Annotated in this window: 15 protein-coding genes; 9 read left to right on the top strand and 6 right to left on the bottom strand. The window is 42.5% G+C overall.

The annotated features are described in order from the left end of the window. Positions 1–33 precede the first annotated feature (33 nt). From nspC to JHD45_RS15090, 4 genes are all read left to right on the top strand, one after another. On the top strand, positions 34–1,131 hold the full coding sequence (nspC, locus tag JHD45_RS15105; protein ID WP_199477344.1) for a carboxynorspermidine decarboxylase: 1,098 nt from the start codon (positions 34–36) through the stop codon (positions 1,129–1,131). Between the two features lie 59 nt (positions 1,132–1,190). Next, the gene (locus JHD45_RS15100; protein WP_199477343.1) at positions 1,191–2,429 is read left to right on the top strand and encodes a saccharopine dehydrogenase family protein; all 1,239 of its coding nucleotides are present in this window, start codon (positions 1,191–1,193) and stop codon (positions 2,427–2,429) included. Positions 2,430–2,858: 429 nt separating this feature from the next. After that, positions 2,859–3,626, top strand: coding sequence for a phosphatase PAP2 family protein (locus JHD45_RS15095; protein WP_199477342.1), 768 nt, complete (start codon positions 2,859–2,861; stop codon positions 3,624–3,626). A gap of 258 nt (positions 3,627–3,884) precedes the next feature. Continuing rightward, a complete protein-coding gene (locus JHD45_RS15090) occupies positions 3,885–5,159 on the top strand; it encodes a hypothetical protein (RefSeq protein ID WP_199477341.1) in 1,275 nt (424 codons plus the stop codon). A gap of 49 nt (positions 5,160–5,208) precedes the next feature. Here JHD45_RS15090 and JHD45_RS15085 read toward each other — a convergent pair whose 3' ends face one another. Further along, positions 5,209–5,589: a VOC family protein gene (locus JHD45_RS15085; protein ID WP_199477340.1), complete on the bottom strand. Its 381-nt coding sequence runs from the start codon at positions 5,587–5,589 to the stop codon at positions 5,209–5,211. Positions 5,590–5,871: 282 nt separating this feature from the next. Here JHD45_RS15085 and JHD45_RS15080 point away from each other — a divergent pair, with 282 nt between their 5' ends. From JHD45_RS15080 to JHD45_RS15065, 4 genes are all read left to right on the top strand, one after another. Next, positions 5,872–7,143 carry a response regulator gene (locus tag JHD45_RS15080; protein WP_199477339.1) on the top strand — a complete coding sequence of 424 codons (1,272 nt, stop codon included), beginning with the start codon at positions 5,872–5,874 and terminating at the stop codon, positions 7,141–7,143. Positions 7,144–7,262: 119 nt separating this feature from the next. Then, positions 7,263–8,495: a tetratricopeptide repeat protein gene (locus tag JHD45_RS15075; RefSeq protein ID WP_199477338.1), complete on the top strand. Its 1,233-nt coding sequence runs from the start codon at positions 7,263–7,265 to the stop codon at positions 8,493–8,495. Between the two features lie 118 nt (positions 8,496–8,613). Continuing rightward, positions 8,614–9,582 carry a serine/threonine protein kinase gene (locus JHD45_RS15070; protein ID WP_199477337.1) on the top strand — a complete coding sequence of 323 codons (969 nt, stop codon included), beginning with the start codon at positions 8,614–8,616 and terminating at the stop codon, positions 9,580–9,582. Beyond that, positions 9,579–11,588 (top strand): RecQ family ATP-dependent DNA helicase, encoded by a 2,010-nt coding sequence (locus JHD45_RS15065; RefSeq protein WP_199477336.1) that lies wholly within the window; start codon positions 9,579–9,581, stop codon positions 11,586–11,588. The genes JHD45_RS15070 and JHD45_RS15065 overlap by 4 nt, the downstream gene beginning before the upstream one ends. A gap of 49 nt (positions 11,589–11,637) precedes the next feature. Here the strand turns inward: JHD45_RS15065 and JHD45_RS15060 are convergent, their stop codons facing one another. From JHD45_RS15060 to JHD45_RS15040, 5 genes are all read right to left on the bottom strand, one after another. Beyond that, positions 11,638–12,762 carry a glycosyltransferase family 4 protein gene (locus tag JHD45_RS15060; RefSeq protein WP_199477335.1) on the bottom strand — a complete coding sequence of 375 codons (1,125 nt, stop codon included), beginning with the start codon at positions 12,760–12,762 and terminating at the stop codon, positions 11,638–11,640. A gap of 120 nt (positions 12,763–12,882) precedes the next feature. Then, a complete protein-coding gene (locus JHD45_RS15055) occupies positions 12,883–13,266 on the bottom strand; it encodes a VOC family protein (RefSeq protein WP_199477334.1) in 384 nt (127 codons plus the stop codon). Positions 13,267–13,363: 97 nt separating this feature from the next. After that, positions 13,364–13,642, bottom strand: coding sequence for a GIY-YIG nuclease family protein (locus JHD45_RS15050; RefSeq protein ID WP_199477333.1), 279 nt, complete (start codon positions 13,640–13,642; stop codon positions 13,364–13,366). A 125-nt stretch (positions 13,643–13,767) separates the two neighbouring features. Further along, positions 13,768–14,430: a LysE family translocator gene (locus tag JHD45_RS15045; protein ID WP_199477332.1), complete on the bottom strand. Its 663-nt coding sequence runs from the start codon at positions 14,428–14,430 to the stop codon at positions 13,768–13,770. Then, complete coding sequence (locus JHD45_RS15040; RefSeq protein ID WP_199477331.1) at positions 14,430–14,657, bottom strand: DUF1127 domain-containing protein; 228 nt, start codon at positions 14,655–14,657, stop codon at positions 14,430–14,432. The genes JHD45_RS15045 and JHD45_RS15040 overlap by 1 nt, the downstream gene beginning before the upstream one ends. A 209-nt stretch (positions 14,658–14,866) precedes the next feature. On the opposite strand from JHD45_RS15040, the gene JHD45_RS15035 reads away from it, so the two are divergent. Beyond that, on the top strand, positions 14,867–16,300 hold the full coding sequence (locus JHD45_RS15035) for a PLP-dependent aminotransferase family protein (RefSeq protein ID WP_199477330.1): 1,434 nt from the start codon (positions 14,867–14,869) through the stop codon (positions 16,298–16,300). The last annotated feature ends 116 nt before the right edge of the window (positions 16,301–16,416 follow it).

The following is a 16,416-nucleotide window of genomic DNA, read 5'->3' as shown; positions in this document are numbered from 1 at the left end:
AAAATACGCCCTTTTGCGGACAGGCAAGCAGCCATGATCAAGACACCTTATTACCTCATTGATAAAGCCAACCTTCTAAAGAACTTAGAAAAGATTGCTTATGTGCGAAAACAATCTGGTGCCAAGTCATTACTGGCGTTGAAATGCTTTGCCACATGGTCTGTCTTTGACTTAATGCAAGAATACATGGATGGCACGACTTCCTCTTCCTTATACGAGGTCAAACTCGGCAAAGAGAAGTTCCAGGGTGAAACACATGCCTACAGCGTGGCCTACGCCGATGATGAAATAGCCGAAGTGCTCGACAACAGTGACAAGATCATTTTCAACTCCATTGGTCAATTCTCTCGCTTTAAAGATATAAGCAAAGATAAGACCCGTGGGTTGCGAGTGAATCCACAAGTCAGCACATCAGAATTTATCATTGCTGATCCAGCACGCCCTTTTAGTCGTCTTGGTGAATGGGATCCCGAAAAAATCGCCACCATCATCGATGATATCTCAGGTTTTATGTTCCATAACAACTGTGAAAACAGTGATTTTGCGCGTTTCGATGAAATGCTCACACTGATCGAAGCACGTTTTGGCCATTTGATTGCCAAAATGCAATGGATCAGTCTAGGTGGTGGCATTCATTTTACAGGTGAAGACTACCCATTAGATCGATTCTGTCAACGACTCAAAAGCTTTTCCGAGCAATATGGTGTTCAAGTCTATCTTGAACCAGGCGAAGCGGCGATTACTAACAGTACCACTCTCGAAGTGACGGTGTTAGACACATTGTTTAATGGCAAACATCTCGCCGTTGTCGATAGTTCCATCGAAGCCCATATGCTTGATCTGCTAATTTATCGTGAAAATGCGAAAATGTCCCCATGTGAAGGTGACTATGAGTACATGATTTGTGGTAAATCTTGTTTGGCTGGCGATATTTTTGGCGAATTCAAATTTAACAAAGTGCTAGAAGTAGGAGACCGTTTGTCTTTTCAAGATGCCGCAGGTTATACCATGGTGAAAAAGAACTGGTTCAACGGTGTAAAAATGCCGTCTATTGCCGTACGCCAATTGGATGGCAACGTTGAGGTCGTTAAAGAATTTCATTACAACGACTTTATGCAAAATTTATCTTAATGACCGTTTATGAAAACGGCAAAAACACCGCGACACTAAACATTAAAGAGATTGTTACTATGAAAAAAAATGTCTTAATCATCGGCGGCGGAGGCGTGGCTCGTGTAGTAGCCCACAAATGCGCCCAACACAATGACACACTGGGCAATATCGCAATTGCTTCACGTAGCGTTTCGAAATGCGACGATATTGTAGCCAGTGTCCTAGACAAAGGCAGTATGAAAGTTGAGGGTCGTATTCAAGCATTCGCCCTAAACGCTCTGGACGTGCCAGCCACTGTAAAATTAATTCAAGAAACCGAATCACAAATCGTTATTAACGTCGGTTCAGCCTTCATCAACATGTCTGTACTTGAAGCCTGCATGGAAACAGGGGCTGCCTACTTAGACACCGCAATCCATGAAGACCCAACAAAAATTTGTGAAACCCCACCTTGGTATGCCAACTACGAATGGCAACGCCGTGACGCTTGTAAAGCAAAAGGTATTACTGCCATTCTAGGCGTAGGCTTTGATCCAGGCGTAGTAAACGCTTACGCTGCGCTTGCCTATAACGACTACTTTGATACCGTAAGTGATATCGACATCATTGATATCAACGCGGGCAGCCATGGCAAATATTTTGCCACGAACTTCGACCCTGAAATTAACTTCCGAGAATTCACTGGACGCGTCTATTCTTGGCAAAATAATGCATGGCAAGAAAACAAAATGTTCGAAATCAGCCGTACGGATGACCTGCCTGTTGTTGGCAAACAGACGGCTTATATGACAGGCCACGACGAAGTTCATTCACTTTCTCAAAACTTAGATGTACCAAACGTACGTTTTTGGATGGGCTTTGGCGAGCATTACATCAATGTATTTACTGTCTTGAAAAGCCTCGGATTACTATCAGAGCAGCCTGTCAAAACAGCAGAAGGCTTGGAAGTCGTTCCACTGAAAGTGGTGAAAGCGGTTTTACCTGATCCCTCCTCTCTTGCTCCTGATTACACTGGCAAAACCTGTATCGGCGATGTTGTCAAAGGCATTAAAGACGGACAAGAAAAAGAAGTCTTTATCTACAACGTAGCGGACCATAAAGACGCCTATAACGAAGTCGGTAGCCAAGGGATTTCTTACACCGCAGGCGTACCACCGGTGGCCGCCGCTATTCTTGTTGCCAATGGCACATGGGATGCAAAAGAAATGCGTAATGTTGAGCAGCTTGATCCTAAACCTTTCCTAAATCTGTTAAACACCATGGGATTACCAACTCGTATTAAGGATGAAAACGGCGACCGCCCTTTTACACCTTAATCCAGTCTATCCCCTGATTAGCAAACAGATGAAATAGAAAAGCTAGAAAGTCTACATCCAAAACGATTTTCTAGACCAACAAGATGGCAATATACACACCATCCTGCTGCTTTGTTAATGGATTTAAAACCACTTTAGTGAAAAGCTAAGGTGGTTTTTTTGTGCCTTCCCCCAACAAACACGTACTTCCCTTCTTCTAACGAATTATTCCACCTCACAAAAAAGCATATCGAATTACAAAAACACACAATCCCACCTAAAAAAACACAAAAAGCGCATAAAAAGTTCATGAAATTTTCACCTAACTAAGTGTATGCTTAATAATAATTTCAAATATTCCTACTTTTTATGGAGATGGTCGGTTTGTTTCACATACCTAAATTTTTTCGGTGTCATTTGCTATCAAACACAGAGTCAAGCAAGACTAGTATGATTCCCCTACGTTTTGTATTAACGCTAAGTGGTGTATTGTTTATTACCGCTTTAGGACTCTGGCTGATGGGCGGCTACCATTCCAGTTTCCTCGTGCTTAACTCATTAGGCAGCGTTATCCCTGATAATATATGGTCTTCCATCACGCTGTTAGGCGATACTCAAGTAGCTATCGCTCTATTGCTTTTTGTGATTTATATTCACCCCAAATTGCTATCAGCCACCATTATTGCCATCATTCCAACCACCTTGATTACCCATGGTATGAAAGCCTTTTTTTCTATGGAGAGACCTGGCAGCGTATTACCAGAAGGAAGCTTTCATCTAGTTGGTAAACTGCTACATACCAACAGTTTTCCTTCGGGACATTCGGCAACAGCAGGTGTTATTGCCACTTTTTTCCTCGTGATAGCAAAAAACACACAACAGCGTATTGCTATTGTTTGCGTCTTACTGCTCATTATGTTCAGTCGCGTGATGGTAGGGGCTCACTGGCCAATTGATGTTCTAGTCGGAGGCGCTATTGGTTTATTGTGTGGCCTAGCTTGTTATAAGGTTGCAAAGCACTATCATTTTTGCAAATCCGCATTGTCCCAGTGGATTGCCATGGTTATCCCTCTGTATTGTGTTGTCACCTTACCGTTTCACAATGGTGGCTACCCACAAGGACATTTTGAAGTCACCCTAATTATCGCTATTGCTTTTCTCTTTTATTTGAACCAACTTCGCAATCAATGGCTTATTAGTAAAAAAACTGATTCTTAGTAGAAAATAGAAGTCATGAGTACTATCCAAGCACCATCAGTGCTAACAGAGGACTCGGTAGCCTTCATGTATTATGACAGCCCATAAGAGCCAGTATACGAATAAAAAGACCCAGCGAATATTGTAAATTTAAAGCAAATTGAAGTGGTTTTTATGCTTTAATTTACCTAGTGCTTAAAATGATCATGACCATACCGTCATATGATCATTTTGCACCAATCACATCTTATTCAAATAGGCTTTTCTAACGGAGTACACATGAGACACGAGCTGAAAATTGCTGCCCTCGTCACAACACTCACCTTTACTTTAGTGGGTTGCGCCTCTAATCCAGACTCAACCGCCAGCCTAGCAAAGGATGCAGCGAAATCAAAAACTGCCTCAGATATTAACACAGTAAAAAACGCCTTAGATCAAGCTGACATGGCATTAGAATCCGCCAAAAGCGATGAACTCGATTGGTTCGCAACAGAACAAATGAAAGAGGCAAGAAAAGCCCTTGCTGAGGCGAAAGAGTACTATGGTGAATTTGCCTTAGACCCATCTAAAGCAAACAGTAGCAGTGGTTTTTTCAGCTCAAAAACCAACCTGGAAGCGGCTCAGTCAGACATAACCAAATTCAACGCCCACTTAACGAAAGCTCAAAATATCCGCAGCAATGCAATGAGCACTCTCGAAAGTGCATTCGACTACAAAGCACAGCTCACCAAAATTGGGGCAGATAAGTACTACCCCAATACGGTCAAACAACTGAATAATGAATTGAAAAACCTAGTTGACGACATTGCAAACGACAAAATGAATGCCGCCATCAGCGCCCAACCTGATTTGCTTGTAAAACAACGTGCTCTAGAAGTGAAAACGATCACTAAAATCTATTTAGCCGATGCGAACCAACAACTCAATCAGTTAAAAAAAGACCAGATTGGTGATTATGCACCAAAAACCTTGGCTCAAGCTGCCGCGTCTGTGACGGCTGCAGAAGCCTTTATTAACGCTGAGCCGCGAGCCATTAGCAAAATCAAAGAAAAAGCAGAAGAAGCCATCTTTGCTATCCAACATGCTAAGCAAGTCGCCATTGCAGTCAAACAATTACAAGCCTTACCAAGCAGTGCTTATGAAAATTACATTGTAAATATCGAAGATATTCTCTTAACGATTTCGAGTAAACTGGGGGCTGCAGACAAACGTAATGAACCAATCAGCCAACAAGGCAAAGCCATTGCTACTTTTATTGATCACAATATGAAAAACGAGCAAGCATTAGAACAACAGAACATGGCACTAAGTGAGCAAGTAACAAAGCAAAAAGATCAACTGGAAGAACTGGCGGCACAAATCACATCGCTAAACACCAAGCTGTTAAACAAAACAAGCTATGCAAACTCATTAGAAAAAAGGCTATCAGAACTGTTGGCAACAATAAATCCAACCAAAACGACACCGTCATCGCCACAAACAATAACAACATCAGTGAAACAAAGTGACACTCAGAAAATAGAGACCACGTCACCTCAAAGTAACAGCAATTAACCCACTTTCAGTAAAAAGGTCTAGGAACCTTTTTACTGAAAAAAGTTTTTTACGATATGCTGTGTAATGCACATATTTTATTACCAGCGGGGTCACGTAAATACGCAATATAGTACTGCCTATCCTCAAAATCACGTACTCCTGGTGGATCCTCGCAAGGAACACCACCATGAGCCACTCCAACCTCATGCCAAGTATCAACCAACTTGGTAGACTTTGCTAAAAAGCCAATGGTCGTGCCATTACCATGGGTTGCAGGTTGACCGTTTAGCGGTCTTGTTAATGCAAAAACATTATTATCCGCAAAGTAAAAGCATTGTCCTTCGGGGTTAATCGATCCGGGAGGGTGCCCTAACACTTGAAAAACAGCATCGTAGAATGTTTTTGACTCTTCAATATCGTTCGCGCCAACCATCACATGACTAAACATTCATTTTTCCTCTTTTAAAAAATTGGAAATACCACGAAAAACACTTATAGAGTGTGATTCAGTTCTTAGTACAAACAAAGTAGCATGCCTAAGCAGACTATGAGAAACGTATTATCGCCAATTTCAGTGAATCAAAAGTGACTTTGCGTAGAAATTGACGTAATCGTTGCTCGTTTGATATAACAAATGTGTAAAAATATGTTATAAACAGAGTCATAGAATTACCGCTCACCCTACCCGTTTATTGGCAATAGGGTTAGAATGCTAACGTCAGAGAGTCGTATGTCAGACATAACTCAGGTTGACTTCGCTGCAACCAGCTCCATAACAGTAGACACACCTAAAAACAGCATTACCGACAAGCGCGTTCTTATTATCGAAGACATTGCGGAAATGCGCTTAATGCTTAAATCTTTAATGACCTCGCTGGGTTATGAAAAAATTGATGTAGAGCCATCAGGACAAGGTGGGCTTAAGCGTATCTTGAACTTTAAATACGATATTGTTTTATCGGATTACAACCTAGGTGGCAACATTGATGGGCAACACATTCTTGAGACCACTCGTAAAAATTACTCCTTGGACCATTCTGCTATTTTTATGATGATTACCGCTGACACCGCTTACGAAAGTGTTGTCAGCGCCGTAGAATATGAACCCGATAGTTATTTGGTTAAGCCTTTCCCGCCTTCGTCATTTCATCGTCGTTTTAACAAAATTATCGGCCAGAAAAAGATCTTTTCCGTGGTCGATCAGGCAAGAAAAAAAGATGACTGCGAGGCCATGGAAAAGCATGCTCGTGACATTCTAAAACAATATCCACAATACGCCAGCATGTGCTTGAAAGTGATAGGTGAATCCCTTTATAAACGCAAGCAATATAAGCAGGCTAAACAGCACTATGCTATGGTGGTCGAAGGTAATAGCACACTGGCATGGGCTTATTATGGGATGGCACAATGTGATGTGGAATTTGACGAATTTCCTTCTGCCATAAATCACCTTGAAAAAACCGTTGCCCTCAGTAAACATTTTCTCTCAGCTTACGACCTACTTGCCGATGTCCATAGCAAAATGGGAAACCTCGAAAAAGCCCAATCAGCGATACTGAGAGCCTTGGAAAATTCACCAAGATCCGTTGAACGATCCCATAGACTAGGACGCATTAGTGTCGAAATACAAGATTGGACCATAGCAGAACAATCGCTTTCCCGAGCCATTCGCCTCGCGAAAGATACAAGTTCAGAAAATGTTGAATTATATTACGACTATTTAAAGACACTTACTTCCATGCTCGAACAAGGCATAGAATGCACAAGATTGCAGGATAAATTTAGACGTGCGTTATCTCGACTAAGAAGTTTAGGTCAATCTAATCCCAATGTCTTATCCAATTCTTTTCGTCTTGAAATCCAACAATTGCTATATAGAAACCATCTTGGCGAAGCGATTCGCTCCTGGCAGCTATGGAGCAAACTTATTGAAAAGGGAGAAGCATCTGCGCTAACCCTTGCACAAGAGTTAACGTTAAAAAAGCGACTCGGCTTACTCTAATAAAGCGTTTATTTCCCCCTAGCAAAAATCGAATGCGAGCAAAAAATAGGAGAGAGGTCTGTATTTTCTTCTAGACTATATAGACGTCTAAACTAACCTCATCCATATCAAGGTTGACCATGGAAGTGATTACAAAATCCGGTGCAGCAGCAGAACAACGCGTCCTTATCATCGAAAGCATTGCTGAGATGCGCTTTTTACTGAAGTCATTAATGGTATCGTTAGGCTATGAGAAAATAGATTTTGAAATATCTGATCAATCCGCCATTAAACGCATTCAAGCCATCCAATACGATATTATTCTTTCTGACTTTAATGCTGACAATAAAATCAATGGTCAGCAGATACTTGAAGCCACACGTAAACATTACAGCCTTGATCATCCCGTGATTTTTATGATGATTACAGCAGACCGAGCCTATGAAAGCGTAGTCAGTATTTTAGAATACCAGCCCGACTGCTATTTAGTGAAGCCCTTTACCCCGGCGGCATTCCATCGCCGTCTAAAACGCGTCGTTAAACAAAGAATCATCTTTGACCTTGCCCATCAAGCCAGAAAACAGAAGGATTACATTACGCTTGAACGTGTAGCAAAAGCCATTATTAAACACTACCCTCAATATGCCAGCCAATGTCTTCGAGTGATGGGGGAAAGTCTCTATCAGCGAGGAGAATACCAAGCTGCCAGTACTCATTATACTAAGGTTTTGCAACGTAATAACGAGCTGTCATGGGCCCATTTTGGTATGGCACAATGTCATATCAAGCTCAATCAACTCAAGCAAGCGGTTGTAGCACTTGAACAGACGATTGAATTAAACCAATACTTTTTCTCTGCTTATGATCTACTAGGCGACCTATATTTAGAGCTTAATCAACCAAAGGATGCTCAAGAAATCATTATTAAAGCGCTGATCGTCTCTCCTCGCTCCTATGAACGCTCCTTGCGGTTAGGAAGAATTAGCATCGATTTAGAGGACTGGCTCACAGCAGAGCAAGCCTTCTCAAAAGCCATCCGCAGCACCAAAAACAATAATAGTGATACGCCAGCGCTTTACTACGATTATTTAAGGACCATTACCGAGCTAATCGAAAACAATATTGAAGCCCCAAGACTGATCGAAAAATTTAATCGAGCACTGACTCGGTTACGAAAGATTGGACAGAATAACCCTGAGGTTATCACCAATTCTTTCCGTCTAGAAGTTCAGAACCTACTGGCAAGGGGACTACAAAAAGACGCCGTCAAAGCATGGTATACTTGGGGAAGGCGTATCAGCATGGAAGAAGCTGAACCATTAACGCCCCATCAAGAAATGACCCTAAAGAGAATGTTAGGCTTAAGACTTTAATCAAACACAGGTAAGCTTGCCATTGGAGAGCGTCCCCGTTATCGTCCCCTATTGATTTGCTATTTTTTGCTGGTATGACACAGCAGCAAGTCTTTTTTATTTCACCAGAGAGTTAACTATGTCTGCTTCCCACGCTTTTTCCCGCCTTGTTCCCGACGTGATTCTCGATGCCGTCGAATCTACTGGATTATGGAGCGACTCGCGAATTTACCCATTAAACAGCTATGAGAACCGAGTTTATCAAATTGGGATAGAAGATGGTCCAACAGTGATCGCCAAGTTTTACCGACCAGAACGCTGGAGTGAAGCCCAGATCAAAGAGGAACATCTCACCCTATTAAGATTACAAGAGGAAGGCGTACCCGTTGTCGCTCCCATGGTCTTTAACGGTGAAAGCCTGTTTAGCCATAATGGCATACACTTTTGCCTATCCCCAAAACTCATTGGACAGCACCCCGAAGCAGACAACCTTGATCAGCTGTATCAACTGGGAGAATTAATTGGCCAAGTCCATCAAAAAATGAACGCCCCCTTTACCAAACGCATCAGTGTATCACCTCTTGAGCAAATGGCTCAGGCGGCTAAGCACATTTTAGCAGCGGACTATCTACCACAAAAACTCAAACCCATTTATCAGACTCAAATAACCAAGCTGATTGACATGAGTTCCACTCGCATTCAAGCCTATTGGCCCACTCAACTGAGAGCCATTCATGGAGACAGCCATCGAAGCAACTTGATGTTGCATAACGGTCAGTTTCATTTATTGGACTTTGACGATTGTCAAAACGGTGTGGCCGTTCAAGATATCTGGCTCCACCTGACACAAACGGAAAACCCAAGACAGCAATTGAGTGAAATGATTGAAGGATACGAAGCGTATTTGCCTTTTGAAACCCGCGAATTAGACCTGATCGATGTCTTCAAAAGCGCTCGCGTTATCCAGTATGCGGCCTGGTTACAGCAACGTTGGAGCGACCCTGCGTTTGTTAAAGCCTTTCCTTGGTTTGCCAGTGAAGAATATTGGCTCAATCATTTGAACGAATTACACAGCTGTGAACAAGAATGGGGGCAGATTTCTCAATGAAAACAAGTACACCGTTAGCCATTACCCCAACTTTTCAAGCGCGCGATTTACAAGGGACATTACACGCCATATTTGGTTTCGAGCACTTTCGCGAAGGCCAAGGCCAAACCATTACTCAGTTGTTATCAGGGCATTCTTCCCTTGCCGTTTTCCCAACGGGTTCAGGAAAGTCCCTTTGCTATCAATTTACCGCCACACAGTTACCCAACCTGACCTTAGTCATTTCACCGCTAATCGCACTGATGCATGACCAATTAGCTTTTTTACAAAGTAAAGGCATTCCCGCTGCCTGCTTGGATTCCAGCCAAGCCAAAGAAGACAGTCAGGAGATCATGAGACAAGCCCAAAGTGGTGCCATTAAAATTCTCATGATCTCGGTCGAGCGTTTTAAGAACGAACGTTTTCGTCGCTTTATTAAGCAAGTGCCAATTTCTATGCTAGTGGTGGATGAAGCCCACTGCATTTCTGAGTGGGGACACAATTTTCGCCCTGACTACTTAAAACTCCCGCAATACAAACAAGAGCTAAACATCCCTCTCGTTTTGCTCTTAACCGCCACGGCCACTCGTCGAGTACAAAGAGACATGGCACAAAAGTTTGATATTTTCCCTGAGCACATTGTGCAAACAGGCTTTTATCGCCACAACTTAGACGTGGATCTTATTCCTGCACAAGGCCATGAAAAACTCAATAAGCTGACGGCGATTTTAGACGACACCCAAGGAGCCAGTATTGTCTATGTGACTCAGCAAAAAACCGCAGATGATATCGCTCAAGCACTAAGATCAAAAGGCTACTCAGCAACCTCCTACCATGCTGGGCTCGGCAACGACCTTCGTAGCCAAATTCAAGCAGATTTTATGGCAAGTCGCACGCGCATCATCGTCGCCACCATCGCTTTCGGCATGGGCATAGACAAAGCGGACATTCGGTTAGTCATACATTATGATTTACCAAAATCCATTGAGAATTACAGCCAAGAAATCGGCCGAGCGGGACGTGATAACCAAGCCAGCCGTTGTGTATTGTTAGCCAGTCTAGAAGGCCTACACACGTTAGAAAACTTCGTTTATGGCGATACACCGGAACGCCAAGACATTGCCTCCCTGCTCGCTACCATTGAAGAACAAGCTGAGATCAATGACGACCAACAAACACTTTGGAAAACTCAGCTATACGGCTTATCCAACCAAATCAACATTCGCTCACTGCCGTTAAAAACCCTCTTGGTTCAACTCGAAATCCTCGGAGCTATCACTCCTAAATACAGTTATTACGCAGATGTGCGTTTAAAGTGGGAAGGTGATCGCTATGCCTTTGCGGCACAAGTTCCTGACAACATGCGCGCCGCTTACGATGCTCTTCTTAAAGGCATTCAATATAAGAAAATCTGGGGCACACCAAATTTCGATTTAATTTATCAGCAATCAGGGTTTTCTCGCGGCGATGTTCTACAACTATTAGAATACGCTGAGTCTCACCATGTGCTCACACTAGAAAGCAAGCAACTAACCGAGGTCTATCAAGTCAATCTAGAGCGGTTTCATCTAGATACCTTACTGAATGTCTTAGATCAATACGTAACGGAAAAACAAACTGCAGAAATCGAACGCATTGCTACCATGATTCGCTTCTTTGAACTCAATCGCTGCTTGAACCACAACCTAGCTCGCTATTTTGGTGATAAAAATGCCCCAGAACATTGTGGACATTGCTCTGTATGCCGTGGAAAAGTGCTTGTTTTCCCCGAACCAATAGCGCAAAAAGAGTCGCTGGAGGAACAGCGTCAACAAATGGCTCACTATGTCACTGAATTCGCACAACAGCTGCAAAACAAAAGCCCAGAGACAACGCTCACACCGGTTCTAATAACACGTTTTTTAACTGGACTAGCACAACCAATTTTTACGAAGATCAAAGCCCGTCAATTAACAGGCTTTGGGGTTTATGAAGAGAAAGCCTATAAAGACGTTATTGCTGCGGTAAAAGCGCTACTAACACAATGACTCCTCAACAGGGCCTTATATGGCTATGGCATACTAGACGAACAGACGACTAGGCAATATAAGGCCCAAAAACGGCATCAAATTTTTCTTCTAATGCGGATTCATAGACTTCTTTGGCAGAAGTTTGATTGGCTAGGGAAACTCGTTCCCGCAGCGCTTTATCACTGAGCAAAGCATCCATCAAATTGGCGAGCGTTTGGTTGCTTTCACCATCATAGACAAACTCAGCCGATTCATCTTTCATTATTTCACTCGCCCCCACCCATTTCGTCGTGATCACAGGGGCACCACAGGCCATCGCCTCAGCCACAACACGCCCAAACTCTTCAATTCTGGCTGGCAGTACAAATACATCCAACGCATTAAAGTACCCCTCCACTTTATTGATGATTGGCAGCTGGCGCACTCTATCTTTATAAGGAGAACGGTCTAGAATCGCTTGATATTCAGGAGACAACTTATCTTTACCAACAAAGACAAAATGCGTTTTCTCAGCCACCTCTTTTGGCAATAAGCTAATGGCCTCAAAGAATCGATCAACACCGCGTTTTTTAAAATTTCCAGACGTCACTAAGCCCACCAGAAGCTCATCGTCTTTCACTCCTAGGTCGGCGCGAATCGCATTTCGCTCCTCAATGGGTAATAGCTTAAACTGGTTTTCATCAATTGCCGGATAGATCACAGAAATATCGTGCTCTGGTATCGAAAAACGAGACATCAATTCATTTTTGGCCAAGTGTGAGTTGGCAACAATATGTTTAAACTGATGATTTTGGAAAATGGGGGTATGCGTTAAATACATCTCATCGTCTTTCGCCAAGGACTTGCCATGGATTTTCTCGGATGCTAAATGCACACAATTATGAATAAAGTGCACATCCGGCTGTTGTAAGTCCCCTTGACCTATCAACAAATCGACCTTGAGTTTTTTCGCCAACTTCAGCGCTTCATTACTAAACTGCATTCTGCGGTTAAATTTTTTCTGCCAAAAAAATCGCCTAGACTTATGCGAAATTCCACCGCTGTTTTCAATATCCGCGACATTAGCATTTTCAGAAATAGTATGCACTTCACAGCCTTTAGAACGAAAATATTTGATTTCCTCATGCACACTACGACAAGCACCAGAATAGGTCTTCTCAAGGTTTTGTTTCGCAATTAAGATAGTTTTCATAGCCGAAAAAGGATCCTTGACGGTCATTTGAGGGAACAAAATTAAAGCAACAATGATAACAATAAGTGAACAAAAAAGCGGTTCTAAACAAGAAAAAATAACCCAATAGGACGAAATGCGTTATTCAGAGAGATTCTTAGGATAGACACTCACCTCGATAAGATTATTATCAAGGTCATTGAAATAAACAGATTGAATCTCACCCTGGGCGCCCGTTTTGCTGACAGGACCTTCAAGAATCGGCACCTGACAGGCGTTAAGGTGAGCAATGACTTCATCCAGAGACCAATCGGTGATCAAACATAGATCACCAGAGCCTTCAAGAGCATGATTACGTAGCTCATCACCTACACATTGAAAGTTGATTTTTTGCTGTCCAAAATGCACGGCACGACGACCGTTAGCAAAGGTAACAGGCTTCATTTTCAATACTTTTTCGTAAAAGGCGACGGATTTTTCAATATCAACAACGGTTAACACGATATGGTCAATGTGGCGAATCATGTACCCTTGTCTCCCTTTACAAGTCACGATTTAATCTGTCTTTGCTAATCAAGTAATGCTAGGAGCAAATGGCCTGAAAGACAAGTTAAAAACCTGCTTATTCTCGTAAAGAATGTAAATCAATCTGACCGCTAATCAATTGTAATTTCTGATATTTCTTAAGTTTTTTGACACGATACTCAAGTCTTGCGGCGTCCCTTTTCGAGTCAACCAATTGATGCCAGACAAGTTCCAAAGGACCTTTTCCTTTAAGGTATTTCGCCCCCGTTGTGCCCTGCTTTGAATGCTCATGAAAGCGCCTTTCCACATCGGTGGTAATACCCGTATAGAGGGTATTTAAACGAGTTCTAATGATGTAGATATACCATTCACTCACGCGTTACTCAGCCTTATTGATTGTCCTACCATAGTGATAAAAGCCATCCCACGATACTGATCAGATCTGCTATTGCATACGCCCCCCATAACGACTAACAGTAGAGTGCCATCCGCAAAACAAGACTAGCCTTTGATTATTAATAACAACGTCGAAGCAGTCAGCACACCCATAACAATATTAAATAGACGTTGACGCTTTACACTCGTTAGCTTTCGTCGGATAGCCTCACCTGCTAACACCCATATTGTGATCGCGGGGAACCCCATGCACGCAAACAGCATAATAATCCAAAAGCCAGACTGAACATACAGATCGCCCGCTAGAGAAAACGAGCTGACACAGCCAATAGACATCATCCAAGCTTTAGGGTTCGCATACTGGAATAAAGCAGCTTGCCACCAGCGCATTGGCACCATTTGCTTATCGATATTTTCTGGTTGTAAATCACTGCATTGTCCTGATGGGACTAAGTTTGGCTTTTGCGTTGACATCTTGTCCGTTGGGGCATTCGCAATTTTCCATGCAAGCCAAAGCAAATACGCCCCACCCACCCATTTTAAGACACTGTAGAGTGGAGGGTAGAGTATAAACAACGAGCCAAGCCCCAATAAAATAGCCAACAATAAAGACGCCATGCCAAGAATAATCCCTAACATATGCGGCAAGGTTCGACGAAAAACAAATTGTGCCCCAGAGGCCAATAACATCATATTGTTTGGTCCCGGCGTGACAGACATAACAAAGGCAAATACAGCAACACCCAGAAAAAAAGAAAGATTCAGCATTAGACATCCCCATACACTTTTTTTTCAAAGGATTTGCTAACACGTTTAAACATCAATATCTCTTTCCCCATTCCCAATAAACTCGCTTTAGCAGTCTGCTTTCTTCTATCCCCTTCACTGATGCCGACATCCTTGAGTTCATCAGCTGTTAAGTACAATAAGACTTTGCGTGTTCGATAGCTTTGCACACACTGTTTTATATGAACCAATAATGCAATCATCAACATAACCCTTCTCCTTCTTAGCCAACTCACCTAAGGCATCAGATTAAAAGGAAAGTAAAAAGCATAACAGTGATAAAAATAGACATTTTTCACCATACAGACTATAAAAAAAACCGCCTGTATGGTGAAGAAAACTCCCATCTGTATGGTTACAGTAGGTATGTATTCATTTCTAATAAAATAAAGTACTTTAAAGTAAGGGAAAATCGATCATGACACTGTATCAAGATTTAGCGCTAAGACTAGGGGAACATATTAAACATGGCTTTTACCAAATAGGCGACAGACTGCCTTCGGTCCGTCAATTAGCACAAGAATACAGTGTCAGTATCTCCACCGTACAAGAGGCCTATCGCCAGCTAGAACAAGAAAGATTGGTAGAAGCTCGCCCTAAATCAGGCTACTTTGTTAGTCAGCCTTATCAACACGATAATTTGCCCACTATTTCGCGACCACCTCAACGCCCATTAGAGGTCTCACAATGGGAAGAAGTGCTTAATATGCTGATGATTCGTAGTGAAAAGCTTGGCATACAACTGCAACATGCCATGCCTGATATGCAGGCTCCTACCCTTAAACCCTTGCTTAAAACATTAGCAGATTTATCCAAACAACATCCGCAGTTAGGACTAGGTTATGGTGATGTACGGGGGACGATCGAATTACGCGAACAAATTTGTCGTCTCACCGTTGCCTCAGGATGCCAACTTCATCCCGATGACTTAGTTATTACCTCAGGCTGCCAAGAAGCACTCTCAGTCTGTCTAAGAGCCGTTGCCGAGCCTGGCGACATTATTGCCATTGAATCACCTGGCTTTTATGGCGCGATGCAAGCCATTAAGGCCGCTGGACTAAAAGTCATGGAGATACCCACTCATCCAGAAACAGGCATTAGCCTAGAAGCATTAGAATTAGCCTTAGACCAATGGCCAATTAAAGCGATTTTAGCCACGCCTACCTGCAACAATCCTATGGGCTATACCATGCCTGAAGAGCAAAAAAAACGTCTATTTAAACTGGCTCAAAGTTATGATATTACCATTATTGAAGATGACATCTATGGGGATATTTCTTATCAATTCCCTCGTCCAAAGACAATCAAATCGTTTGATACCGATGGGCGTGTATTAATGTGCTCTTCTTTTTCTAAAACCATTGCACCAGGCATGCGTGTTGGATGGATAGCACCTGGCCGCTACCGAGACAAAGTAACCCATATCAAATACGTCAGCAGCTCCATGTGCCCGACCTTGCCGCAATTAGCCATCGCCAAATTTATTCGTCTGGGAGGCTATGACAAACACATTAGACAAATGCGGCAACACTATGAACAACAACGAGATCATATGCTCACTGCCATTAATACCTATCTGCCAAAAGGCACTAGAGTGAGTTTTCCTAGTGGAAGCTTTGTTCTTTGGGTGGAACTCAATCTACCGATAGATTGTTTAGAGTTGGTCAAAACCTGTCGCGAGCACGGTATTAGCTTTGCACCCGGACCCATTTTTTCATCCACAGGTAAATATCGTAATTGCTTACGAATCAACTATAGCCAATTACAACCAAACGAACGAGAAGAAGGCATAAAAAACCTTGCGCTTTTAATTGATGAATTCACCTCAACGAAAAGTCAAAGGGCCAGTTAAAATAGACTGGATGCTATAAAGAAGATAGTTTTCTGTTAAAGTAGTCGTCACAATGGTGATGTGGACATTGCTGCGCCACTCATTACATTTTAAAACTTTCCTCCACGGTTGTACTA

Source organism: Marinomonas spartinae (assembly GCF_016461715.1).
GTDB classification, from domain to species: Bacteria; Pseudomonadota; Gammaproteobacteria; order Pseudomonadales; family Marinomonadaceae; genus Marinomonas; species Marinomonas spartinae_A.
This window is presented reverse-complemented; position numbering and strand designations above follow the sequence as displayed.

Coding starts and splice junctions, on each gene's coding strand:
- nspC (WP_199477344.1), top strand. CDS start 34: ATGATCAAGACACCTTATTACCTCATTGATAAAGCCAACCTTCTAAAG.
- JHD45_RS15100 (WP_199477343.1), top strand. CDS start 1,191: ATGAAAAAAAATGTCTTAATCATCGGCGGCGGAGGCGTGGCTCGTGTA.
- JHD45_RS15095 (WP_199477342.1), top strand. CDS start 2,859: ATGATTCCCCTACGTTTTGTATTAACGCTAAGTGGTGTATTGTTTATT.
- JHD45_RS15090 (WP_199477341.1), top strand. CDS start 3,885: ATGAGACACGAGCTGAAAATTGCTGCCCTCGTCACAACACTCACCTTT.
- JHD45_RS15085 (WP_199477340.1), bottom strand. CDS start 5,589: ATGTTTAGTCATGTGATGGTTGGCGCGAACGATATTGAAGAGTCAAAA.
- JHD45_RS15080 (WP_199477339.1), top strand. CDS start 5,872: ATGTCAGACATAACTCAGGTTGACTTCGCTGCAACCAGCTCCATAACA.
- JHD45_RS15075 (WP_199477338.1), top strand. CDS start 7,263: ATGGAAGTGATTACAAAATCCGGTGCAGCAGCAGAACAACGCGTCCTT.
- JHD45_RS15070 (WP_199477337.1), top strand. CDS start 8,614: ATGTCTGCTTCCCACGCTTTTTCCCGCCTTGTTCCCGACGTGATTCTC.
- JHD45_RS15065 (WP_199477336.1), top strand. CDS start 9,579: ATGAAAACAAGTACACCGTTAGCCATTACCCCAACTTTTCAAGCGCGC.
- JHD45_RS15060 (WP_199477335.1), bottom strand. CDS start 12,762: ATGAAAACTATCTTAATTGCGAAACAAAACCTTGAGAAGACCTATTCT.
- JHD45_RS15055 (WP_199477334.1), bottom strand. CDS start 13,266: ATGATTCGCCACATTGACCATATCGTGTTAACCGTTGTTGATATTGAA.
- JHD45_RS15045 (WP_199477332.1), bottom strand. CDS start 14,430: ATGCTGAATCTTTCTTTTTTTCTGGGTGTTGCTGTATTTGCCTTTGTT.
- JHD45_RS15040 (WP_199477331.1), bottom strand. CDS start 14,657: ATGTTGATGATTGCATTATTGGTTCATATAAAACAGTGTGTGCAAAGC.
- JHD45_RS15035 (WP_199477330.1), top strand. CDS start 14,867: ATGACACTGTATCAAGATTTAGCGCTAAGACTAGGGGAACATATTAAA.